Here is a 21,369-nt window from a genome sequence, read left to right on the forward strand (position 1 = left end):
TGGATTAAGACTGTGGGGGTTTAATCACAGACATTGCAGTGGCCACCATGCCCGCCACATCGCTGGCGTTGGCGGGCAGCAGCATGGTATTGCCTTCTTTTGCAATATTGGCAAAGGCAGCGACATATTGCTCGGCTACTTTTAAGTTCACCGCTTCCAGGCCGCCCGGTTGCTTAATGGTTTGAGCCACCATATGAATCGCTTCGGCCGTGGCGCGCGCAACAAGGCGTAAGGCCTCGGCTTCACCTTCGGCTTTATTGATTGCGGCTTGTTTTTCGCCTTCGGACGCATTAATGGCGGCTTGCCGCTCACCTTCAGAGCGCTGGATGGATGCCTCGCGCTGGCCGGTGGCTAAGTTGATTTGTTCTTGCTTTACCCCTTCAGATTGCGCAATCCGACCGCGCTTTTCGCGCTCGGCGGTAATTTGCTGCTGCATGGAGTGCAAGATTTCTTTGGGTGGCGTTAAGTCTTTGATCTCGTAGCGTAAAACTTTAACGCCCCAGCTGCGTGCGGCCTCATCCAGCGCATTGACTACGGCCGCATTGATGTCGTCACGCTCTTCAAATGTTTTGTCCAGCTCCAGCTTGCCGATTACCGAGCGCAGCGTGGTTTGTGCCAGCTGCATAATGGCCATCACGTAATCTGAAGTGCCGTAGGAAGCCAGCTTGGGGTCGGTAACCTGATAATACAAAAGGCCATCCACTTGCAGTTGGGTATTGTCCCGTGTAATGCAAATCTGGGAGGGCACATCCAGCGGGATTTCTTTCAGGGAAAGGTTGTAAGCCACCCTGTCGATAAAAGGCACGATAAAGCTTAAACCCGGTTGTAATACGGAATGAAATTTACCAAGGCGTTCAATAATAAGGGCGTGCTGTTGAGGCACAACCTTAAATGTTTTTGCGATGAAAATGACTGCAATAATTAAAAAGAAAAAGGGAAATCCGAATTCCATCAGGAGTGCCTTAGTGGTAAGTGGTTAAGAATAAGTGAGCTGCCCTGTGTGGCAATAATCGTGTAATTATTTAAGCCTGTGTCTGCCTCTGCGGCCAGCTCGGCATCCCATAATGTGCCGCGGTAACGCACCCGCGCGCGCCGCTCGCCTTGCCATTCCACAATCTCGACCAGCTGGCCGATATCACTGCTGATTTGCTCCGGGCTGGCGTTGTGTGTGCTGTGCCATTGCCTGAGCGCGGCCACGGCCACAAGACCAATCAGGGCCGCACTGCTGGCCTGCACCGCAAAGCCAAAACCCAGCCATGCGGCTAAGGCCGCGCTGATTAGCCCTGTGGCTACTGCCAGTAAGTAAAAGGTGCCTGTCAGCATTTCTAATCCGGCAAGAATCGCTGCCATGATGAGCCAGAGCGTTGTTGAACTCATTACGTTGTATCTTTTGATATGAATATCTGCTTTGGTATAGCTGAAATACCCAGGCTCTGGCAAGCGGTAAGGAAGACTTCCATCAGCTTGTTGATGGAAAACAGACAGTATGTAAGTTTTAGGATGTGGATATTTTAGTTTCTTCTGTAAGACCTGTGTAGGCAGGTGTGATTTCCAGGAGGGGCTTTGTTAGGAGTGACTCCGCCTGCGAAAGTTCGGCAGCAATCGTGATTAAAGTGATTTGGGTAAAGAAGGGGAATGAGGGGTGAGGCCGCATGAGCCTCACCCTGGGGTCTGTTGACGTTTCATTCACGGTTGCGTTTGGCCCAGTTTTTGGGCTGAACAAGGAGAAAATTGCGACATGGTACGAGTACCATGAGCGATTTTTAACGCAGTTCCGCCCCAAAGATGGGCTAAACCCGAAGGGCTGAGCCGGAAAATGGCCATTCACTGCGTTATGCTCCTCGACAATAAGCAGTTATTGCCTTCGGCGCATGCCTTGTGCCTGGCCGTTTTCTGGCTCAGCGCAATTGTGAATGAAACGTCAACAGACCCTGGCCTTTATGGATTGAGATGACTTAAAGGCAGGTGTGTGGTGTTTTTAAATTCTTTTAATACAAAGCTTGATTTGATATCGGCAATGCCCGGGTGCTGGAGTAGTTGCCCCATGACAAATTTAGAAAAGTGGGTCATGTCTTCAAAATACACCTGCAGCAGATAATCCATTTCCCCGGTCATGGCATAGCAGTTCACCACTTCCGGCCATTCCTGGATGGCGGTCACGAATTCCTGCAGATGACTATGCCCGCGTTTTTCTAAAGAAACACGGATAAATGCCTGCAATCCCAGCCCGATTAAAAGCGGATCCAAAAGTGCAACATATTTGCGAATAACACCACTATCTTCGAGTTGTTTGAGCCTGCGCAAGCATGGTGAAGGAGACAAAGCGATGATTTCTGCCAGCTCTACATTGCTTAAACGGCCATGCAACTGAAGCTCATTCAGAATTTTAATATCAGTCCTATCTAGTTCCATGGTGTTTTCTCCCCTTGTTTTATGTTTAATTAGTGATAAATTGCATAAATATTTATTTTGTTGGCATTTTAGAAGCAAAATTGCTCGACACTTTTTGTAAAATGAAAAGCTAGTGTAGAACAGTTACTGTGAAAAATACCATTTAGGAGAAGTCTTGTGTATACCGATGAAGCAGCAACCCTCAGATCTGATATGCAAATGTCTGTGCCAGACGTAGTACTTGATATTCGTTCTTATCCAGTGCCGCAATACACCGATGTTGAGCATCAGACTTGGGCCACGCTGATCGCCAATCAAAAAGCGGTATTGCCGGGCCGTCTTTGCCACGCTTTTCTGGATGGTATCGAACAAGTTGGCTTTCCCTGTGATCGTATTCCAAGTCTGGTGGAAATCAGCGACAAGATTGAAGCCCTCTCTGGCTGGAAGCTGACTCGTGTATCCGGCATTGTGCCGGATGAAGATTTTTTTAAGTTATTAGCTCAGCGCATTTTTCCTTCTACCGATTTTATTCGTAAGCCGGATGAAATTGGCTATACCCCTGCACCGGATATGTTCCATGATTTATTGGGGCACGCGCCGCTGCTGACTCATCCCCGTTTTGCTGCATTTTTTGAAGCCTTTGGCCGTGCGGGAGTGCGTGCTTTTGAGCTGGATCACCCCGCTAAAATGTGGTTGCCGCGTCTTTACTGGTACACCGTAGAGTTTGGCCTGATCGAAGAAGCAGACGGGCTGCGTATTTTTGGTGCGGGTATTGCGTCCTCTCCCAAAGAAGTGATGTTCAGTTTGTCTGATCAAACCCGTAAACATGAATTTGATATCGAAAAAGTGGCAGAAACGGCATATGACATCTGGCATATGCAGGAAGATTTGTTTGTGATTAAAAGCTTTGATGCATTGGAAGACGATTTTTCAAAATGGACCGCTAAGCACGGTCTAAATTAACCCGATATGGCAATGCCGTGGTGATATTTTTATAAATTGAATCACGGCATTTTTGTGTATGGGTTTCACCTACTGGAGAGATAGATGAAAATGGAAAAACCAAGCATTAACCCACTTGAAACCAATGGTTTTGAGTTTGTGGAATACACAGGCAATACTCAGGAAGCATTAGATAACCTGAAGGCCTTGTTTATTTCACTGGGTTTTGTGGAAATCGCACGACACAGAAGCAAAAATGCCAGCCTTTTCCGTCAGGGTGAAATTAATTTCATTGTTAATGGCGAGCCTACACAACCAGCCAGCCAGTTTGCTGCCATTCACGGCCCATCCGCTTGTGCTATGGCTTGGCGCGTGGCCGATGCCGATCGCGCTTATAAATACGCCATTGAACACGGCGCTAAACCCTATAACCGCCCGATTGGTTTTATGGAATTAAACATTCCTGCTGTGGAAGGGATTGGCGGTTCGGCTCTTTATTTTGTTGATCGCTATGGTAAAGACCAGAATATCTATGATGTTGATTTCGTGCCGCTTGAAGGCGTGGATCAGCACCCGGCGGGCGTCGGTTTATACGAAGTGGATCACCTTACCCATAATGTGATGCGCGGCAATATGGATGTTTGGTCGGGCTTTTATGAAAACATCGCTAATTTCCGTGAAATTCGTTATTTCGATATCGAAGGCAAACTGACTGGCCTGGTTTCCCGCGCCATGACCAGCCCTTGCGGCAAGATTCGTATTCCAATTAATGAATCATCGGATGATAAAAGCCAGATTGAAGAATTCCTGCGCCAATACCAAGGGGAGGGCATTCAGCATATTGCGCTTGCCACCCATGATATTTTTGCCACAGTAGAATCATTAAAAGCCAGCGGCACACGTTTCCTTGATACCCCGGACAGCTACTACGACCGCACCGATGCGCGCCTGCCTGGCCATGGTGAAGATTTAGAGCGCCTGCGTAAAAACCGTATTCTGATTGACGGCGCACCAACCGAAGGCGGCGGTATCCTGCTGCAAATCTTTACCGAAACCGTGATCGGGCCAATTTTCTTTGAAATTATTCAGCGTAAAGGCAATGAAGGTTTTGGCGAAGGCAACTTTAAAGCCCTGTTTGAATCGATCGAAGACGATCAGGTTCGCCGTGGTGTATTAAGCGCAGAATAAGCTTTATATTCTTTGCGCCCATAAAACCCGTCATATGCGATTGCTTGTGGCGGGTTTTTTATTTTAAGCTGACTTTGTGCTTTCATTTGTCGATAATAAGGTGATGCAGGATGGGGACATTGCAGATATTGGCTTATAAGGAGAAACCATGGGAAGCCCACAGGTTTGCAGCGGTGCCTCTTTGCAGTGCAGCTTTGGTGCGGCACCTGGCACTTTAAATGTCTTGCCGCTAAACCGCTGCATGGCCGGTGGCATGCCTGCTGCCAATATTATGGATTACATTCCCATTGTGAATGTTGCGCCGTTTGGCACATGCATGAGCCCAGCTAATCCTATGGTGGCAGCGGCAACAGCGGCCGCGCTGGGGGTGCTTACCCCTATGCCGTGTATTCCAATGACTGCCGCACCGTGGATACCTGGCGGCGCGCCTACGGTGCTGATTGGCAGCATGCCTGCGCTTAACTCGGGCGGCATGCTGATGTGTAACTGGGGCGGGGTGATTAAGATTGTGATGCCTGGGCAGATGCAGGATTTAATCGCCTAGTATGCACAGCCATGCCACAATAGCGGGCTTATGAAACTGCAGTTTATCCATGTCTACAAGCAACCCATTCAGCCTGCTTAATCTCAACCCAGACGAGCAACGCGTATGTGCGCTGCTGCAAAAGCAGCGTCAGTGCACCAGTGTTGAGCTGATCAGCAAGGCCAAAGTCACCAATCCCAGTGCGGTGATTGATGGCATTAATCAGCAACTGACTGCCGCAAAAAGCCAGTGGCTGATTCAATGCAGCGCAACGCGCAGCACAGGCCGCCAGCAGGCAGCGCCTGTGGGCTATTACCGGCTGCTTAAAAAGCTGTTTTAGCCGGGCCTCTGTTTAAATAAAAGAGGCTTATGTTTTTAGCCACGTTTTTATTTTAGAGATGGGCTTGCCATCTTCTCCAAGTAATTTGCCATCGCTTGCAAACTGCTGAACTTCTTCATCGCTTAGCCCATTTTTAAAATGCTGGCGCTCGGCTATCTGCCCATTGGGGTGATAACGCAGCTGTTCGCCATGTTGCAGCCCCGCCTGATAATGCTCCAGCTGGGCCACTTTGCCGTTATTAAAATAATTCTTAGCCACACCCTGTAATTGCCCATGCTGGTAGACGCATTCTCGCTGCAATGCGCCTTGCGGCGAGAAGAATTTGGCCGGGCCGTGTAAGAGGCCCGCTTGATAATGAAGCTGTGCAGATGGCTTGCCATTGGGGTGCATCATCAGCATCGGCCCGTGCAGATCGCCATTTTTGTATTGCATACTGGCGAGGGGTTTTTTGGCATCCAGCACCTTAAAAGGCCCGTCCAGCGCGCCTTCATTTATCGTGCCGCTCAGCTTGCTGCTGCCGCGTTCCAGTTCAAAAGGCTGACTCATGATGGCCTCGGTTTGAGTGAAGTGAAATGTTAAAAGCGGCGGGGTGTTTCCCATGTGCGCTAACAATTTGATTTTGCATCAACAAACAACGAAAAAACGCAATAAGCACGGTCTTGGCATAGGGCTTAAAAGACCCCTTGAAGCGCGCCTAAGCGAGGAACAAGCGGAGCGGGGGATCGCTTGGGAGCGAGGCACGAGCCAATCCCGCCTGCCGCCGACTGTCCGCAGCTGAGGGGCTTTCGTGCTGGCCGGGGCGGCATTCTTTGCGTACCAGGATTTCTGGCCGTTCAAGAAAGTGAGTTCCCCGCTGGGATGCCGCACCAAAATTAACGAGCCGAAGGCACTAAAAAGATCTTTTTGACTTAGGTTGTTGCGTATGGGGTTGCACAGTAAGCATCAATTAATCATCAATTAATCTTCACCAGCCCGCCCTTAATCGTCAGCATGCCGCCGCCGTCCACCGTTTGCTCTGCACCGCCTTTGTTCATCAGGCTGACGCCGCCGTCGTTGGTCAGGGTGGTGCCGGCTTTGTTATCCAGCGATGTGCCTGCCTGATTGGTTAGTGCTGTGCCCGCTTTATTGGTCAGGCTGGTTCCTGCCTGATTAGTGAGGGCCGCGTCGCTTTTGGCGGTGTAAGCGCCGCTGCTTTCTATGCTGATGGTGCCGCTGACTTTAATGCTGAGATTGCCATCTACGGTGATGGTGTAATTGCCGGTGACTTTTTGCGTGAGATCGCCGCCCACTTCCCTCGCTTCGTCGCCGCCTGCTTTTAGGCTGCGTTTGCCTTTGATATCGGTGGTTTCGTCGCCCTTACTCACGGTGAGCGTACGGTTGCCTTTGCTTATGGTGGTGCTGTCGTTGCCTTCCTCTACGGTGCGGGTTCGGTCGTTTTTTACCGTGCGGGTTTCATCGTGGCCGATGGTGTGGGTGGCGTCGTTAAGAATATTGGTTTTAAGGTCTTTTTGCGCTTGCAAAAACACTTCTTCGGCGTCTTTTTTATCTTCAAAACGCAGCTCATTAAAGCCGCCGCCGCCCTTGGATGAATTGGTTTTGATGCCCGATTGCGTCTGATTGGCGGGCAGGGCGTAGGGCAGGCTGTTGTCGCCGTTGTAAACACAGCCGGTCACCAGTGGCTTATCCGGATCGCCATCAATAAAGGTCACCACCACTTCCTGGCCGATGCGCGGAATAAACTGCGCGCCAAAGGCTTTGCCGCTCCACGCCTGCATCACCCGCACCCAGCAGGAGCTGGTTTCGTCTTTTTTGCCGTCCTGATCCCATGGGAATTGAATCTTGATGCGGCCATATTCATCGGTCCAGATTTCTTCCCCTGATTTGCCCACCACCAGCGCAGTTTGTGTATGCATGCGTGGCTTTGGGGTGAGCCTTGGCGGATGGTAGGGCGTGGCTTTGGGGATGGCGCTGAAGCGGTTGCGGTAATGTTGGTGGCTGGCGTCGTGCGTAACGGCGGTGACCACCCATTCAATATTGGCGGCGGCATTATCATGGCCGCTCAGGGTAAAAGTGTGGCCGGGGATCAGCCAGCGGCAATCGCTCTCGCCAATAAAGCGCGTCTCCTGGCTGCGTAAACCCGCCACGCGGATTTTACCCAGTGCATCGCCCCTTGCCTTGGCGGTATAGCCGCCTGGATGCTCGTACACCGAGCGCGTGCCATCCACCGCCTTGGTTTGCGAGTAGAGCGAAGTGCTGGCGGTGGTAAATTCGTAATCGCTGGTGTTGTAAGCGGTGGAAACCGCCTGCTGGCAGAGCTCGCCACTGCGAATGCCGTGCAGCTCACGGCTGCCCATATCCTGCCCCAGCCAGGCAATGGTGCTGGCATTGGGGCAGGCGGGGAAGGCATCGTTGCTGTCGGCCAGCACCAGCGTGTGCTTGCCGTCTGCATGGGTGAAAAACCAGAAAATCCCTTCGTCTTCCATCAGGCGGGAAACAAAAGCAAAATCGCTCTCGCCGTATTGCACGCAGTATTCGCGCGGATCATAAGTGGCATCGAGTTTCAGCGAATAATCGCTAAAGCCATGCACAGCAAACACTGCTTTTACTATATCCGGCACGCTTTTGGCCTGAAACACACGGTTATTACTCGCCAGCGTTAGCCACCACAGCCAGGGGCGCAGCGTCAGGCTGTATTTATCTACTGTCGCATCGCCCGGTAGCTGGCGAATCTCCGCACACAATAAATCCAGCGGCCGTGTCTTCGTATCGTGTCTTAGGGTGATGGTGAGGTGAGTGGCAATCGCCGCATCCATGGTGAGCGTGGTGCCGCTGTAGCCACTTAAAGTTATTGCCCCTAGCTGATTCAAACCCTCATCCCCCAACAAGCCATCGGGGTAAAGATCCGCCAGGGCCGAGGCGGAAAGGGAGATTGAGGTGGCTGTGTCGGTGGGGCGGGTCATGGGTAAAGCCTCATCAAGGGAGGTGTGATTTTTTTTGTGTTTTTTAACCGTTTTTTATTTGTTGTATATTTTTTATCGAAATATATCACTGCCATCTTTTATGATAAGAGGCCCAAATATATCGCTGTCGTCATCTACCCCTGTTCGTTTTGTTGTTTTTATTTTTTTATTGTGTGTGGTTGCGGCGCAGGAGTAATTTAATAGAGCTTCTCCAATAGAGTCAGGAACTATATCTGATAGTTCTGGATTTTTAAATAAATAGGAATTTACTACCTCTCCTCCATTTTTACCCATATATGCGATTGACTGTGTAATAACAGATTTTCTTAAAGAGCAATCCCAGATATATAGTTCTTTAGTAGATTGGTAGGTCTTTAATGTATTTGCGTTCTCATTGAAAATTTTTGTTGAATAGTATTCATTATGAGGGGAAGAAAACTGACCGTAAACCCACCCTTTTACTGAGTGACCATTTTTTCTTAGTGAGCTTTTGTCAACCGAAAATGTACTTTTATCTTCTGATTGAGTTACTTCAATCCAATTTGATGAATAGGATTGAGTTGATAAAATGGTGAGGTAAAAAACGATAATTATCTTGTTCATTTTCTTACCATTTTTGTGGTGGGAGCGATAAATTATTGGGTATAGAATCCATTAAAAAATTTCATGCCTTTCGACAGAGTGGGGCGAGTCGTTTCAATCAATAGATGATAATGATTGTCCATCAGGCAATAGGCATGGCAATACCAATCATGCCGTGCAACGGTGTCGGCAAGCAGCGCAAGAAACTCAATCCTATCTTCATCCGTTAAATAAATAGCGGCACGCGCATTACCACGCGCTGTAACGTGATACAGCGCCCCAGCAAACTCCACCCGCAAAGGCCGCGACATACCGTTCTCCTTGCCTATCTAACTTAATAATAAGAATAGATGCGGGAGGGGGAATGTCAAATGTGAGACCTGACCCCAGAGCCCCTGGGTGAAGGCCGATTCCCGAGTGTTGATCTGTATGGACGCTATGGGCTATATAAAATACCGACAAAAGCGGGCTGGAAAACAGCGCATGCCTCGGCGTGAAAAGCATCGGAAAGCCGTGTGCGAGAAAATCGCATGCACGGTTTGATGAGGGAGGGTAGGTGAAAACCTGCTCTCTACTCTACCCAGAGCCCCCTTTGACCCCAGAGCCCCCCTGAGCGCGGAGCTAGGCTATCTTTTTCCCCTGTGATAGATAACCGGGGCCAGAGCAAGATGATTTTGCATTACTCTGACCCCGATTATGATCAAGAATGTCAAATGTAAGGTCTGACCCCGACTTTCCAGAGCTCCTTTGGGTTCAAAGACTTAGGGCGCTTCATACGCGTTGCTTGCAATAAACGGGATTTGGAGTCGGAAAATATCAAAATTCGGACGAAGAACTGAGAAGTTGTCATGTAATTGGGGATTATTATGAATTGGAGCTGCATTAGGCCCGAGCAGCTGCAGATCGCCAGTCTCAAGCGAGATGGCAAACGCTCCAGAGGTGTGTGTTGGGTCAGATTCAGTTGTGATGATCGGAAAGCCGAAGTTGGAGCTCATTCTTTGGAGTGCTACTTTTAATAGGTGGGATAGACAATGGGAGCTATCGTCGGGTGCGCTGCCGAGTACAATGTATGCTTTGGTCACCGGGCTACTCGCATAAGAGAGAAAGTGCAAGATTATTGCGGGAGTCACGCTAAGTGCAAAGTGCTGTGGGGTGTTTGCCCCATCCGAATCAAAATGAGCGACAGCGGCACATTGTGATTCGGACTGATAAAGAGCTAGACCAATGCAGGGTGCCATTCCCCAAGTGCCGATATCTGTTTTCCCATGCCCTGCTCTGGCAAAACCACAATATTTTTGCGGCACGGTGAGGCATGTATTCTCCGCAAGAGTATTCGTATTCTTTGGTCCATTTTGTTTACTATTTTTTAGGAAGTCTTTAAAGCCGCTCGTCTTTTTCATATGCTTTGCCTTTTAAATAAAATGGTCTTGTTTGTTAATTAAACAAATAAAAGCAAATAAAATGGGTCAGGTATTGCATTTGACATTTACCCCCCCCTTGCTATAAAAAGATTTAAATCTCTACTCTCACTCCAAAACCCATTCCGCCAATTTCCCCACCACTTCCCCCATCAACACATTATCCACATCCCGCGCGCCCGCTCCCCGGCACCTGGCTAATACCGCCGCCACAATCCCACTTTCAAATTCAAAGGTTTTACCCGTCGCATCCGTATAGCGTTTTTTTAATTTGGCTAATTTGGCTTTTACTATTTCGCTGAGAATCGCGTCATCTAATGCGCGGTAGGGCACGACGGTCATTCTGGCTAAAAAAGCGGGGCGGAAGGATTGCAGCAGGGTGTGGCGCAGATCGTCGGCGAATTGGGTGGTGGCGAAAGTTTGTGGGGGGGTGTCGATAATCAGCTCGGCACCTACATTGCTGGTGGCGAGGATGACGGTGTTTTTAAAATCGACCACTAAGCCGCTGCCGTCTTCCATCATGCCTTTATCAAATACGTTGTAAAACGCTTCCAGCACGTCGGGATGGGCTTTTTCTATTTCGTCCAGCAAGACCACGCAGTAAGGTTTGCGCCGCACCGCTTCGGTGAGCACGCCGCCGCTGCCGTAGCCCACATAGCCGGGCGGTGCGCCTTTGAGCTGGCTGACGGTGTGCGCTTCTTGGTATTCAGACAAATTAATGGTCACCAGATTGCGCTCGCCGCCGTAGAGCGCGTCGGCCAGTGCATAGGCGGTTTCGGTTTTGCCCACACCGGTGGGGCCGGGCAGCAGAAATACACCGACCGGTTTGTTGGGTTCGGTAAGGCCCGCACGATAAGCCTGAATGCGGCTGGCGATGGTATCCAGCGCGCTTTGCTGGCCGACAATCCTTTGCCCCATACGCTTGGCAAGGGTGCGGATGGCGTAAGCTTCGTCGGCCAGCATTTTGCCAACCGGAATCCCTGTCCAGCCCGCAATCACGGCGGCGACGGTGCGCGAATCCACATGGGCGGGCACCATGGTGTCGTCCTGGCGTATGGTGTCCAGCCCGCTTTCAAGGCGCTTGATGGTGGCGGGCAGGTCGGTAAATAACTCTTCTTCATCACTGCTGCGCGGCTGTTGCTTGGCGAGTTTGATTAGGGCGGCGTGGGCGCTGAGCAGCTCTGCCACGGCGGCTTTTTCTTCCTGCCAGCGGTTTTCCAATTCCTGAATCTGCGCTTTAAGCTGGCCATGCTCTGCTTGTAAATCGGCGATGCGCGCTTGATGCGGCGCGCCGGTGAGTTGCTCGCGCTCCAGCCGGTTGAGTTCGTCGCTAATGGCGTTTTGCCGGTGGCGGGCGCTTTCCAGCTGCGGTGGCACATCGTGCTGGGCCAGCGCCACACGGGCGCAGGCGGTGTCGAGCACGCTGATGGCTTTGTCGGGCAACTGGCGGCCGGTGATATAGCGGTGCGATAGTTTAACGGCATCGCAAATGGCGGCGTCCAGCACATACACGCCGTGGTGCTGCTCCAGCTCGGCCGCCACGCCGCGCAGCATTTCGATGGCGGTGGCCTCGTCCGGCTCTTCAACTTGCACCAGTTGAAAGCGCCTTGCCAGCGCAGGGTCTTTTTCAAAGTATTTTTTGTATTCCAGCCATGTGGTGGCGGCGATGGTGCGCAGCTCGCCACGGGCCAGCGCGGGTTTCAGCAGATTGGCTGCGTCATTTTGCCCTTCGGCGGCGCCCGCGCCCACCAGCGTATGGGCTTCATCAATAAATAAAATAATCGGGATTTCCGAGTTTTTAACTGCTTCGATCACGCTTTTTAAGCGCTGCTCAAACTCGCCTTTCAGGCTGGCCCCGGCTTGCAGCAGGCCTAAATCTAATACACGCAGCGCCACGTTTTTAAGTGCGGGCGGCACTTCCCCTGCGGCAATTCTGAGCGCCAGGCCTTCTACCACGGCGGTTTTGCCCACGCCTGGTGCGCCCACCAAAATGGGGTTGTTTTGCCTGCGCCGCAGCAGGATATCAATCGCCTGACGGATTTCACCATCGCGCCCCACAATCGGGTCGATCTTGCCCGCGCGGGCATCGGCGCAAAGATCCTGCGTGTACTGGCTGAGCACGCTGTTTTCTGGCGCGTTGTGGGTGTTGTTTGCAGCGGCGGGCTGCTGCCCGGCTTCTTTGACGGGGGCAGGTGGCGCTTCGCAGGAGGTGGCGCTCCAGTTGCTCAGCTCGCTCTTCAGGGTATCGCGGTTAATGCTGAGTAAGGATGAAACGCCATTAAGCAGCAGGCTGCGCAGCTCTTCGTTCTCTAAAATACCCAGCAGCAGCATGCCGGAGCGCACCCGCTGGTTGTGGCTGACAGTGGCATAGACCACGGCGCTTTCTAATAGCTTAACGGTGTGCGTGGCGAAGGCCGGGGTGCGGGTATTGCCGCGTTTAAAGCGCTCTAAGGCGGTATTGATTTCGGTGCTGAGTGCATCGCGGCTGATGCCGCAACGCGGCAGGATGGCGGCCAGATCGCCCGCTTCGATGTCGATCAGCTCCAGCAGCAGGTGTTCTATCTCGATATAAAAATGCGTTTGCACAAGGCAACGCTGGGCGGCGCGCTCCAATGCTTCGCGGCAGGGCGTGTTCAGCAGGGCAATCAGGGCGCTCAGATCCAGGCTCATAGTGTGGCTGCCGTTTTAGGGGCAATTTGGCATTGCCGGGGGATATTGTTTGCGCCGCCCAGCCACGAGGTCTGGCCGAGTAAAAAGGGCGTGGCGGTTTTGGATAAGGGGGTGGAATGAGGGCCGTCGCTGGCTGTTTTGGCATCGGGGGATAGCTTTAATACCAGCCTGCAACGCATCTCTGGCCCAAAATAAAACGCTGCCAGTGCCATTAGCTTGCCATAGAGCGTGCCGGTGGGCAGATAGGCCAGATATTTGTCTAAAGACAGCGGGCCAAGGGTGAGCGTAATGCCTGCATGCTCGTCCCAAATCCGCTTACCGGCCACGGCGTTTTGCCCCAGCGTATTGTTTTTTTGCCCCAGCAGGCTGAGGTGCGATGCGGGCAGATCGCTCCATGCCCCATCAAATTGCCTGATCGTCAGCGTATCGCCCCAGTAGCTGGCGACCAGCGCTTTAAAGCCTTCTACCGAGCGGCGGCGATTAGCAAGAATGGGCGCGCGGGCCAGTAAGGCCTGATCGCTGATATCCTGTCGATCGTGTAAGGGCTTGGGCAGGATGCCGGCCAGTGCGCGCAGCAGCGGCTGCACGGCGCTGCGATCCGGCGCGGTAAAAGGTGCTGCGATATGATGCTTGCCCTGCACCCGATACAGCTGGCCGAGGATGCGCTGATGAAATAAATCTAAAAACGCCGCCGGTGCATGATCTTTTTGTAAGCGCCGCCCTTGCAGCCATTCCTGATACACATAAGGCAGCGGGCCATCGGGGCCGCCCAGGCCAAAGTGGCAGGCTTGCAATTCCAGCTGGCTGGCGTGCGAGCGCCGCTTTACCGGCTTGCTTCTGAGGCTGAGTTTGAAAGTTTTAGTGCTGGCCCTGAAGTAAAGGCGAGGGCTTGTTTTGCTGAGCGACGCCAGTGCGCTGGGGTAAAACAGCGGGTAGAGCGGCCCGCTTAAACGCACCGTTTCCTGACGGGGGTCCAGCCCCGTGCCCAGCGGCGTTTTGCGCGGATAGCATTTCTCCAGCAGCGCCAGAGCCTGAGCAAACTCAAAGCGATAGGGCGCGGCGAAAAGCTCGTTTATGAGGGTGTTAGCGGGCATGTTGGTTTCTACTTTGCATGCTACATAACTCAGTTGTTAGTGCCTTCGGCACGTTGATTTAGGTGCGGCATCCCCGCGGGGACTCACTTTCTTGAACGGCCAAGAAAGTAAGCAAAGAAGGCCGCCCCGACCAGCACGAAATCCCCTCGCTGTGGGCAATCGAGGCGGCGTCAATTCAACTCGCTTCGCTCAAACACGAATTGACGACTACCCCGCCCCGCTTGTTCCTCGCTTCGGCGTGCTTCAAGGGGGAGGGTAAAAGCCCTGTGCTGAGAGCGTGGTTTTTGCGTTTTTTCTTTGATTGCGTTGTGTACATTCAAACTCAAACAAGGTTTGCTTCAAACTCCTTGTTTTTCTCCGTGAAACTCCGTGTTCTCTGGGGCCGAAGTGGTTCAAGATTTGGTTTTTCATCTTTCTATAAACTCACAGAATGAGTGGGTCGCCCACCAGTGGTTGCCATGTTTTTATTTCCCGGTCTTTTTCTACTAATACGGTGCGGATAAAGCGGTTTACGCTGGCGTATTGGGCGAAAAATTGGGCGAGTACGCCGGAGAATAAGACTTTGCTGCTGCCTGCAAACTGGCTGGCGTCCAGCTCCAGCCTGACTTCTAATCCGTTGCGCCAGCCGCGCCATGCTTCTTTGCCGACCCGGTCTACCGTGCGCTGGGTGTGGATGCTGCGGATGCCGGCGATTTGTTGCCGGGTGGCGGCGCTGTGGCTGTAGAGGTTTAATATTTCGCGCAGCGCGGCAAGGGCTTGCGGGCCTTCGATAAGTGACAAATGGTTTAAGGAAAGCTGTGAAACCAAACGCCATTGCGCTGCGCTACTGTGGGGCAGCTGCGGTGTGGGCGAGGCCATGAGGCGCACTTTGGCAACAGGGCCGGGCTGCTCAAAAGCCAGCGCCGTGCCTGCTGCTAATGATTCGGCGAGGAAGCGATTGGTGCAAAGCAGCTCGGCGCTCAGCGTGGGGGCGGGCGGGTCGGTGGCTAGAAAATGGGCATTCACCCAAGTGAGCAGCATATCGCTGCCGCGCCGCTGACCTATGCCGTCTACTCGTCTGGCGTGCCAGAAGCAGCCATTGGCATCACCATGGTTCAGGCCAAAATAGCGCGGCACAATTTGCGCGCCATAGGCTTTGCTCGCACGCACCTGGCCGATGGCATAGATCTCGGTGGCGTGTTCCCGGTGGCTGTCGGCCACGATGCGGTATTCACGCGTTTTGCCGCTGGGGCGTAAAGGCTCAGAGGTGCGGGGGAAGAGATTAATCACCGGCACGCAGCCCAAGGCCAGGTCACTCGCTTGCAGGCTAAGGCGGCTGGCGGGGGCGGTGTTAAAGGCGATGATGATTTCTAAATCTTGCTCTGCGGCGGCAGGTACGCTGATCGGTAGCTCAAAAAAAGCAAACTTGGCCGGGCAGCTAAAGTATTCGAGCAGCATGCGGTGGCTGGCGAGTGCGCCGCTTTCGCTGGGCAAAAGCGCTTCATCATCAGTAAAACCGCAGGCCTCGGGTAAGCCTTTGATGGGGGTAATTTTGTTTTTAAGTAAACTAAACATGGCGATGCTGTGTGCGCCGAGTAAATCGTAAAGCACTGCAGCAGTCAGTGGAGATCCGGCCAAATGCACTTTTAGCGTGCTGAGTGTGAGCGCTGGCCAGCCTTCCGCCGCATTGCAATGAATACGGATCTTCAGCGCCGATTGCGCCCTGGCAAGGCCGGTGAGTTTTTGCGCTTCTTCGGCATTCAGCAAGATAGCCTCGTCAATTTGCAAAGGCCAGACGGTAAGCGGGGCGGTGGTTCTGAAGTAAATACTGTCGGTTTCCTGCTCGCTTCGCTGGTGGTTTACAAACAGCGACGTGCCGCGTTTGATTTCAAGCCCGCTATTGGCATTGCCTTTGCTGGCATCGGCCTGAAAGCAGGCGATGGCGGTGGAAGGCATAGGGCGGATGGCGTAGGGGTAAAGCTCTTCCAGTAATGCACTGCTCAGCTGCGAAAAATCATCATCTAGCTGGCGTTGCAAGCGCGCATTTAAAAAAGCGAATCCTTCAAGCAGGCGCTCGATATGCGGATCCGGGCATTCGTATTCGGAAAGCTCCAAGCGATGAGCGATCTTAGGAAACCGCTCAGCAAAATCCGCCCCGGCGTGGCGCAACCAGGTCAGCTCACGCTGGTAGTAATCAAGCAAAACATCGTCTATCGAGTCGCTCATTTAAACCTCAATGCTTTGAATGTTTTCAAAGCAGATATTTGTAGTTAATTCGTCTTACGTTGCAGGGGGCTTAAATCATCCCCTTGAAGCACGCCGAAGCGAGGAACAAGCGGGCGGGGTTTCGGCGAGGACTGTTTGAGCGAAGCGAGTCCCGCAGCCGCCGCTCGATTGTCCGCAGATGAGGGGCCTTCGTGCTGATGGGGTCGCCTTCTTTGCTTACTTTCTTGGCGAAGCAAGAAAGTGAGTCCCCGCGGGGATCCCGCACCAAAATCAACGTGCCGAAGGCACTGAAAAGATGTTTGATTCGCAACACCAGTAGTCTCTTTGGAAGCGTGTTTCTTGGGCTCATTGCCGAAGCTCTATGACGGTATCTGCACCTTTTTTTAATTTTGGGCGGGTTAGCTCATAGTCATTTGGGCTAAGACACATGAACTGGATTTCTGCTTTTGGAAAATTTCCTAGTAAGTAAGGGGGCTGTGCTTCAGTTGTGTTTATAACCTGTAGCTTCTTATTTTCACTTGCACAATATTGATTGGCCTCACGAAATGCTTCAGCTTTTAATACGCCGGAACCAGAAAATCCCGTTGCGGCTTGGCGGGAAACCATAAAGGTATCTTGCCCAATGGGCACCACTCCTGAATTTGATGCACAGCTGCAGAGAAAAAAGATTGTGCAGTAAAAAAATTTCATGGTTTGTACCTAGCAAATAATGCTTACGATATAACTTAAGCATTGTGTTGATGGCGTATTGCGCTTCGCTTCGAATACGCCCTACGCATCAACTTCCTCAACACTCATCCCATCCTCAGTTTGCTTAATACACAGCACTGCCCGCTCATTTTGTGTGCCACGTAATTCGGCGCAGATGCTCAGGGCGGCGCTTCGGCCATCGGTACTGAGTATCTCTATCTGTATGTTTTTTAGCCGCGGTTCAAACACGCTGATGGCTTGTTTGATATCGCGGATAAACTGGCGGCGGTCTGCATCAAAGCCCGTTTTAAAGCCGCTCCAGTCGGCAATGCCGTAGTCGATAATGCTGTGCCCGGCCAGGCGGGGCAAGCTTTCGCGACGGGTATTGAGTATCCGGGAAAGCTCATGGCACACCGATGCGATCACCGCAGCTTTGCCATACTGGCGGTGCGGGGTGATTTCTGCGCTTTGCGGCGCGTCGTCTTGCAGGCGCTCAAATAAGGGCACTCTGAATTTTTCGCTTTGCATTGCTAAGGCCAAAGATATGGACGGTTTTAAGCGCGAATGCAGTGTACCGCACGCTTAAAACCGTCTTGATAAAATGTCTGGCGTCAGCCCTTAATGAGCTTGTTCGCGGTGAGATCCCATGTGCTGGCAGCGGTGCCTTCTTTGTCGCCGCTGTCTTTTTGTGTGGTGAGCTCCCACTTGATCTTGGTGAAATTCAAAGAAAGCGTTTCAACTGGCTTACCACCGGAGCCGCCGCTGACGCTGACATTGGAAATCAGCGCATTGGTCAGTGTGTAAACAATAAAGGCCACAATTTTTCCGCTGTCATCTGAGGCATTACGGCCAATGGTGATTTTAACTTCGGGGATGTCTTTACCGGCGCAGCAGTATTGATTGAGCAGCGGGGTGGAGGCATCGACAAATTTGGTGGCGGTAAACTCGCCGATATGCGGTTTACCTGAGGTGCGTTCAGAGTTGCTGACGTCATTGGTGACTTGCATGGCTACATTGTGGCTGTACGACATCACTTCAATTTTGTCGACATAGCCCTCGAGCATACATTCGCCCTTAATGTCGGCTCCCAAATCAAGAATAATTGCATCCATCGTTTAAGCTCCCTCTTTTGGTTTCGCTTGCGCTGTGGGCACTGTGCCCAATCTGTTTCGTTTCATTTGGCCGCGGTAGGCCGCCGGGTTTTTGATGATGATTGTTTAAGTGCCTTCGGCATGGTTGTTTAGGTGCGGTAGCCACCGCAGGGGCGTTCTTTTCTTGCGTGGCCAAGAAAAGAACCAAAAGAAGGCCACCCCGGCGTCTGCGCCCCGCTGCGCGGGGTTCCCTCTCTGCGGACAATCGGCATGGCGTCGATTCAACTCGCTTCGCTCAAACACGAATCGACGACTTCTCCATACCGCTTGTTCCTCGATCGGCTGGTCTAAGGGGTTTAAGCCCCGCTCCAGCTATGCACTGTTAATGGACCCTTGCAAGACGCTGCTTATCTCTCCTCATTAAGCCGCAGGCGGTGGCAGCTCTGCTACCAGGCGGATCGATGCGGTGAGTTCTTCCAGCTGAAAGTGCGGGCGCAAAAAGACGGTGGCGCGGTAGGAGCCGGGTTTGCCTGCGACTTCGGTGACGTCTACGCGGGCTTCCCGCAGCGGGTATTGCGCTTTGATTTCTTGCGGTGCGTTGTCGTTGATCAGCACGTAATCGGCGATCCAGTTGTTCAGATAGCTTTGAACATTGTCACGCGTCATAAAGCTGCCGATTTTGTCCCGCATGATCACTTTGATGTAGTGAGCAAAGCGGGACGCGGCCAGCACATAGGGCAGCATGCCGGAAATGCTGGCATTGGCGTTGGCCTGCGGGGTGTTGTAGGTCTTGGGTTTATTGGTGGTTTGCCCGCCAAAAAATACCGCCAGATCGGTGTTCTTTTTGTGGCAAAGCGCAATAAAGCCCAGATCGTTCAGCTCTTTTTCGCGCCGGTCTGTGATCGGCACTTCGGTAGGGCATTTCAGCGTTTTATCACCCGATGCCGTGGCAAAAGTATGCGATGGCAGGCCAGCTACTGCGCCGCCGCCTTCTACACCGCGAATCGCGGCACACCAGCCATACAGCGAAAAGGCGTTGGTAATGCGTTGTGCCAGCGCCCATGAGGCATTGCCCCAGAGGTATTTTTTGGCATTGGTGCCGTCTACGTCTTCCACATAATTCATGCCTTCAGTGGGCAGTGTGTCGGGGCCGTAGGGCAGGCGCAGCAGGAAGTGCGGCAGCACAAGCGATACATAGCGTGAATCTTCGCTGGCCCGGAAGCTTTGCCATTTGATCAGCTCGCTGCTTTCAAATAATTTAGCCAGATCACGCGGCAGGCCCAGATCGGCAAAGCTGCTCATATCAAATAGCTTGGGGTCGGCAGCGGCAATAAAAGGCGCGTGCGCGGCAGCGGCTACATTGGATAGTTTTTCTAAAAGCGCAATATCCTGCGGATGACGGCCAAATTTATAGTCGCCTACCAGTACGCTGAAGGGGTGGCCGCCAAAGGTGCCGTATTCTTCTTCGTAAATCTGTTTAAACAGGGCACTTTGATCAAATTCCACCGCTTTTTCTAAATCGGTTTGCAAGTCTTTGCGCGATACATTCATCAGGCGCAGCTTAAGACGTGTGCCGGTTTCGGTGTTCATCACAAGGTAGTGCAGGCCGCGCCAGGAGGCTTCCAGCTTCTGTACTTCTTCGTGATGCATGATCTGATTGAGCTGGGTGCTGATCAGCTCGTCGATGTCTTTGATACGCTGGTTAATCATGGCCACCGTATCTTTATCGATTTTCATCACGCCATCGAGTACCTGCGTGGCAAATTCGCCCAGTAAATCGGTGGCATGGCTTTTCTGGCTTTCATCCAGCGCCATCCGGCCATCCTGAATGATTTTATCGAGTAAACCTAAAGTGGCAGTTGCGCCGCCTGCCGCTGCTGCTGGCTGTGTTTCTGGCATGGTGATTCTCCGTCAATTAAGCGGCTGCTGGGGCAGGCTCTGGGGTGGCAGGCAGGGCAGATTGAATTTCTTTCAGCCCCTCGGTATTGGCAACCACGTCTTGCAATAATTTATCCAGATCATCATTGCCATCGAGCTTGCCTAATAAATCACGCAGGCGCTGGCGGGCTTCATACAGTTTTTTCAGCGGCGCTACTTTATTCACGATGCTGATCGGGTCGAAGTGATTGAAGTCGGTTGATTTAGCCGCTGTGTTTTTATCGTCCAGGCTTTTAGGCTCATAAAAATTCAGCTCGATATTGAGCTTGCTGCCATCCCCGGCGATGGTGTTATCCACCTGAATGGCCAGCCTTGGGCTGATGGATTCGAGTACCTCAATAAAGTTATCTCTGTCGATATTGATAAAGCGCCGCTCGCTCAGCTTGGGCAGCGCCTCTTTGGGGTGACCGGAGAGGTCTGACAGAATGCCGACCACCAGCGGAAGTTCTTTTTTCTCAATTGCGTTACCAATTTCAACGTCGTAAGTAATCTGTACGCGTGGAGGGCGAACGCGATCCAGTTTGTGTTGGGTGCTTTCTGACATGATGACCTCATGGTTGGCGCTTTGACTTATACACTTTGAAGGCGGCTTACCCGCATTGCCCGTGAGGCGTGCTTAAGCCAGATGCGCTGCTCAATGTATGGGTTGGTCTGTTGAATCTAGAAGACGAAACTTGTAATTGCAAATATTTAGTTGGAAGTTTTACGAAAGTTATTTCTATAATAAACATTCGTGAATAATTATTTTAAGTAAGTTAATTAGAGGTGTTTGTGCGGGGTTTACTGACACTCTTTCGTATAGTGCTTGGGCTGCTTCTTTGCCTTTGCCTGCCGGCTTGCTCTGTGTTTTCTATGTTTAAGCCCACGATCAAATTGAGCAGCGTGTCATTTTCTGTGGCATCGCTGGCTAACGACGACACGCCTATCCCGATTGATCTGGTAGTGGTGGATGACGAAGAGCTGCTTAAAAAATTACTCGCCCTGCCAGCCTCGCAATGGTTTGAGCAGCGCGCACAATTACAGCGTGATTTTCCGCTGGCACTGTATGTGTGGAGTAAAGAGCTGGTGCCTGGCCAAAGGCTGGATGTCACCGACGCGCCGGTAAAAGGCCAGCGCGGATCGGTGGTGCTGGTGTACGCAGGCTACAGCTCCCCCGGCATGCACCGGCTGAGACTGGATCAGCAGAAAAATGTGATTTTGTATTTAGACAGCCAGGATGTGCGCTGGGTGAGTGGGGAGTGAGGTGTTTGAATATGTTATGCACAAAAGAACCCAAACCTTGAACCACGGAGGCCACAGAGAACACGGAGTTTCACGGAGAAAAACAGAATTTGAAT

The 21,369-nt window shown here is 52.0% G+C and carries 21 protein-coding genes; 5 read left to right on the top strand and 16 right to left on the bottom strand.

The genetic code is table 11. The features are described 5' to 3' along the window. Nucleotides 1–4: 4 nt before the first annotated feature. From CSQ88_RS10670 to CSQ88_RS10680, 3 genes are all read right to left on the bottom strand, one after another. Nucleotides 5–952, bottom strand: a complete 948-nt coding sequence (locus CSQ88_RS10670; RefSeq protein ID WP_099398090.1) for an SPFH domain-containing protein — start codon at nucleotides 950–952, stop codon at nucleotides 5–7. Then, nucleotides 952–1,377, bottom strand: coding sequence for an NfeD family protein (locus CSQ88_RS10675; RefSeq protein WP_099398091.1), 426 nt, complete (start codon nucleotides 1,375–1,377; stop codon nucleotides 952–954). Before CSQ88_RS10675 ends, CSQ88_RS10670 begins: the two co-directional genes overlap by 1 nt. Nucleotides 1,378–1,938: 561 nt before the next feature. Continuing rightward, nucleotides 1,939–2,412 carry an Lrp/AsnC family transcriptional regulator gene (locus tag CSQ88_RS10680; protein WP_099398092.1) on the bottom strand — a complete coding sequence of 158 codons (474 nt, stop codon included), beginning with the start codon at nucleotides 2,410–2,412 and terminating at the stop codon, nucleotides 1,939–1,941. Nucleotides 2,413–2,568: 156 nt separating this feature from the next. Here CSQ88_RS10680 and CSQ88_RS10685 point away from each other — a divergent pair, with 156 nt between their 5' ends. The 4 genes from CSQ88_RS10685 to CSQ88_RS10700 all read left to right on the top strand — a co-directional run bounded on the left by CSQ88_RS10685 (nucleotide 2,569) and on the right by CSQ88_RS10700 (nucleotide 5,384). After that, nucleotides 2,569–3,354 (top strand): phenylalanine 4-monooxygenase, encoded by a 786-nt coding sequence (locus tag CSQ88_RS10685; protein WP_099398093.1) that lies wholly within the window; start codon nucleotides 2,569–2,571, stop codon nucleotides 3,352–3,354. Between the two features lie 84 nt (nucleotides 3,355–3,438). Next, complete coding sequence (hppD, locus tag CSQ88_RS10690) at nucleotides 3,439–4,521, top strand: 4-hydroxyphenylpyruvate dioxygenase (RefSeq protein ID WP_099398094.1); 1,083 nt, start codon at nucleotides 3,439–3,441, stop codon at nucleotides 4,519–4,521. A gap of 148 nt (nucleotides 4,522–4,669) precedes the next feature. Further along, nucleotides 4,670–5,065 (top strand): DUF4280 domain-containing protein, encoded by a 396-nt coding sequence (locus CSQ88_RS10695; protein ID WP_099398095.1) that lies wholly within the window; start codon nucleotides 4,670–4,672, stop codon nucleotides 5,063–5,065. Between the two features lie 49 nt (nucleotides 5,066–5,114). Then, nucleotides 5,115–5,384, top strand: a complete 270-nt coding sequence (locus CSQ88_RS10700; RefSeq protein ID WP_099398096.1) for a hypothetical protein — start codon at nucleotides 5,115–5,117, stop codon at nucleotides 5,382–5,384. Nucleotides 5,385–5,411: 27 nt separating this feature from the next. On the opposite strand, the gene CSQ88_RS10705 is transcribed toward CSQ88_RS10700, so the two are convergent. The 13 genes from CSQ88_RS10705 to tssB all read right to left on the bottom strand — a co-directional run bounded on the left by CSQ88_RS10705 (nucleotide 5,412) and on the right by tssB (nucleotide 20,576). After that, nucleotides 5,412–5,930, bottom strand: coding sequence for a toxin-antitoxin system YwqK family antitoxin (locus CSQ88_RS10705; RefSeq protein ID WP_180273628.1), 519 nt, complete (start codon nucleotides 5,928–5,930; stop codon nucleotides 5,412–5,414). A gap of 407 nt (nucleotides 5,931–6,337) precedes the next feature. Next, on the bottom strand, nucleotides 6,338–8,344 hold the full coding sequence (tssI, locus tag CSQ88_RS10710) for a type VI secretion system tip protein VgrG (protein WP_099398098.1): 2,007 nt from the start codon (nucleotides 8,342–8,344) through the stop codon (nucleotides 6,338–6,340). 72 nt (nucleotides 8,345–8,416) lie between these two features. Further along, nucleotides 8,417–8,947: a surface-adhesin E family protein gene (locus tag CSQ88_RS22765; RefSeq protein ID WP_143449462.1), complete on the bottom strand. Its 531-nt coding sequence runs from the start codon at nucleotides 8,945–8,947 to the stop codon at nucleotides 8,417–8,419. A gap of 32 nt (nucleotides 8,948–8,979) precedes the next feature. After that, a complete protein-coding gene (locus CSQ88_RS10715; RefSeq protein WP_099398099.1) occupies nucleotides 8,980–9,237 on the bottom strand; it encodes a transposase in 258 nt (85 codons plus the stop codon). A gap of 450 nt (nucleotides 9,238–9,687) precedes the next feature. Further along, nucleotides 9,688–10,326: a hypothetical protein gene (locus CSQ88_RS10720; RefSeq protein ID WP_099398100.1), complete on the bottom strand. Its 639-nt coding sequence runs from the start codon at nucleotides 10,324–10,326 to the stop codon at nucleotides 9,688–9,690. A 126-nt stretch (nucleotides 10,327–10,452) separates the two neighbouring features. After that, nucleotides 10,453–13,014 (bottom strand): type VI secretion system ATPase TssH, encoded by a 2,562-nt coding sequence (tssH, locus tag CSQ88_RS10725; RefSeq protein WP_218963067.1) that lies wholly within the window; start codon nucleotides 13,012–13,014, stop codon nucleotides 10,453–10,455. After that, complete coding sequence (tssG, locus tag CSQ88_RS10730) at nucleotides 13,011–14,108, bottom strand: type VI secretion system baseplate subunit TssG (RefSeq protein ID WP_099398101.1); 1,098 nt, start codon at nucleotides 14,106–14,108, stop codon at nucleotides 13,011–13,013. Before tssG ends, tssH begins: the two co-directional genes overlap by 4 nt. 423 nt (nucleotides 14,109–14,531) lie before the next feature. Then, nucleotides 14,532–16,313 carry a type VI secretion system baseplate subunit TssF gene (gene tssF / locus CSQ88_RS10735; protein ID WP_099398102.1) on the bottom strand — a complete coding sequence of 594 codons (1,782 nt, stop codon included), beginning with the start codon at nucleotides 16,311–16,313 and terminating at the stop codon, nucleotides 14,532–14,534. A 345-nt stretch (nucleotides 16,314–16,658) separates the two neighbouring features. Continuing rightward, on the bottom strand, nucleotides 16,659–17,003 hold the full coding sequence (locus CSQ88_RS10740) for a hypothetical protein (RefSeq protein WP_099398103.1): 345 nt from the start codon (nucleotides 17,001–17,003) through the stop codon (nucleotides 16,659–16,661). 81 nt (nucleotides 17,004–17,084) lie between these two features. After that, the gene (gene tssE / locus CSQ88_RS10745) at nucleotides 17,085–17,531 is read right to left on the bottom strand and encodes a type VI secretion system baseplate subunit TssE (RefSeq protein WP_099398104.1); all 447 of its coding nucleotides are present in this window, start codon (nucleotides 17,529–17,531) and stop codon (nucleotides 17,085–17,087) included. 83 nt (nucleotides 17,532–17,614) lie between these two features. Further along, a complete protein-coding gene (locus CSQ88_RS10750) occupies nucleotides 17,615–18,115 on the bottom strand; it encodes an Hcp family type VI secretion system effector (protein ID WP_099398105.1) in 501 nt (166 codons plus the stop codon). A gap of 399 nt (nucleotides 18,116–18,514) precedes the next feature. Continuing rightward, entirely contained in the window at nucleotides 18,515–19,993 is a 1,479-nt protein-coding gene (gene tssC, locus CSQ88_RS10755) for a type VI secretion system contractile sheath large subunit (RefSeq protein ID WP_099398106.1), read from the bottom strand. 16 nt (nucleotides 19,994–20,009) lie between these two features. Continuing rightward, entirely contained in the window at nucleotides 20,010–20,576 is a 567-nt protein-coding gene (gene tssB / locus CSQ88_RS10760; protein WP_099398107.1) for a type VI secretion system contractile sheath small subunit, read from the bottom strand. 308 nt (nucleotides 20,577–20,884) lie between these two features. On the opposite strand from tssB, the gene CSQ88_RS10765 reads away from it, so the two are divergent. Next, nucleotides 20,885–21,274: a type VI secretion protein gene (locus CSQ88_RS10765; RefSeq protein WP_099398108.1), complete on the top strand. Its 390-nt coding sequence runs from the start codon at nucleotides 20,885–20,887 to the stop codon at nucleotides 21,272–21,274. The last annotated feature ends 95 nt before the right edge of the window (nucleotides 21,275–21,369 follow it).

Source organism: Iodobacter sp. BJB302, from assembly GCF_002735645.1.
Classification (GTDB): Bacteria; Pseudomonadota; Gammaproteobacteria; order Burkholderiales; family Chitinibacteraceae; genus Iodobacter.

What these genes read in the sequence shown, in the direction of transcription:
- CSQ88_RS22765 (WP_143449462.1), bottom strand. Translation starts at nt 8,947, where the DNA reads ATGAACAAGATAATTATCGTTTTTTACCTCACCATTTTATCAACTCAA.
- hppD (WP_099398094.1), top strand. Translation starts at nt 3,439, where the DNA reads ATGAAAATGGAAAAACCAAGCATTAACCCACTTGAAACCAATGGTTTT.
- tssH (WP_218963067.1), bottom strand. Translation starts at nt 13,014, where the DNA reads ATGAGCCTGGATCTGAGCGCCCTGATTGCCCTGCTGAACACGCCCTGC.
- CSQ88_RS10695 (WP_099398095.1), top strand. Translation starts at nt 4,670, where the DNA reads ATGGGAAGCCCACAGGTTTGCAGCGGTGCCTCTTTGCAGTGCAGCTTT.
- CSQ88_RS10715 (WP_099398099.1), bottom strand. Translation starts at nt 9,237, where the DNA reads ATGTCGCGGCCTTTGCGGGTGGAGTTTGCTGGGGCGCTGTATCACGTT.
- CSQ88_RS10720 (WP_099398100.1), bottom strand. Translation starts at nt 10,326, where the DNA reads ATGAAAAAGACGAGCGGCTTTAAAGACTTCCTAAAAAATAGTAAACAA.
- tssI (WP_099398098.1), bottom strand. Translation starts at nt 8,344, where the DNA reads ATGACCCGCCCCACCGACACAGCCACCTCAATCTCCCTTTCCGCCTCG.
- CSQ88_RS10675 (WP_099398091.1), bottom strand. Translation starts at nt 1,377, where the DNA reads ATGAGTTCAACAACGCTCTGGCTCATCATGGCAGCGATTCTTGCCGGA.
- CSQ88_RS10705 (WP_180273628.1), bottom strand. Translation starts at nt 5,930, where the DNA reads ATGAGTCAGCCTTTTGAACTGGAACGCGGCAGCAGCAAGCTGAGCGGC.
- CSQ88_RS10670 (WP_099398090.1), bottom strand. Translation starts at nt 952, where the DNA reads ATGGAATTCGGATTTCCCTTTTTCTTTTTAATTATTGCAGTCATTTTC.
- tssG (WP_099398101.1), bottom strand. Translation starts at nt 14,108, where the DNA reads ATGCCCGCTAACACCCTCATAAACGAGCTTTTCGCCGCGCCCTATCGC.
- CSQ88_RS10750 (WP_099398105.1), bottom strand. Translation starts at nt 18,115, where the DNA reads ATGGATGCAATTATTCTTGATTTGGGAGCCGACATTAAGGGCGAATGT.
- tssE (WP_099398104.1), bottom strand. Translation starts at nt 17,531, where the DNA reads ATGCAAAGCGAAAAATTCAGAGTGCCCTTATTTGAGCGCCTGCAAGAC.
- tssB (WP_099398107.1), bottom strand. Translation starts at nt 20,576, where the DNA reads ATGTCAGAAAGCACCCAACACAAACTGGATCGCGTTCGCCCTCCACGC.
- CSQ88_RS10765 (WP_099398108.1), top strand. Translation starts at nt 20,885, where the DNA reads ATGTTTAAGCCCACGATCAAATTGAGCAGCGTGTCATTTTCTGTGGCA.
- tssF (WP_099398102.1), bottom strand. Translation starts at nt 16,313, where the DNA reads ATGAGCGACTCGATAGACGATGTTTTGCTTGATTACTACCAGCGTGAG.
- CSQ88_RS10700 (WP_099398096.1), top strand. Translation starts at nt 5,115, where the DNA reads ATGTCTACAAGCAACCCATTCAGCCTGCTTAATCTCAACCCAGACGAG.
- tssC (WP_099398106.1), bottom strand. Translation starts at nt 19,993, where the DNA reads ATGCCAGAAACACAGCCAGCAGCAGCGGCAGGCGGCGCAACTGCCACT.
- CSQ88_RS10680 (WP_099398092.1), bottom strand. Translation starts at nt 2,412, where the DNA reads ATGGAACTAGATAGGACTGATATTAAAATTCTGAATGAGCTTCAGTTG.
- CSQ88_RS10740 (WP_099398103.1), bottom strand. Translation starts at nt 17,003, where the DNA reads ATGAAATTTTTTTACTGCACAATCTTTTTTCTCTGCAGCTGTGCATCA.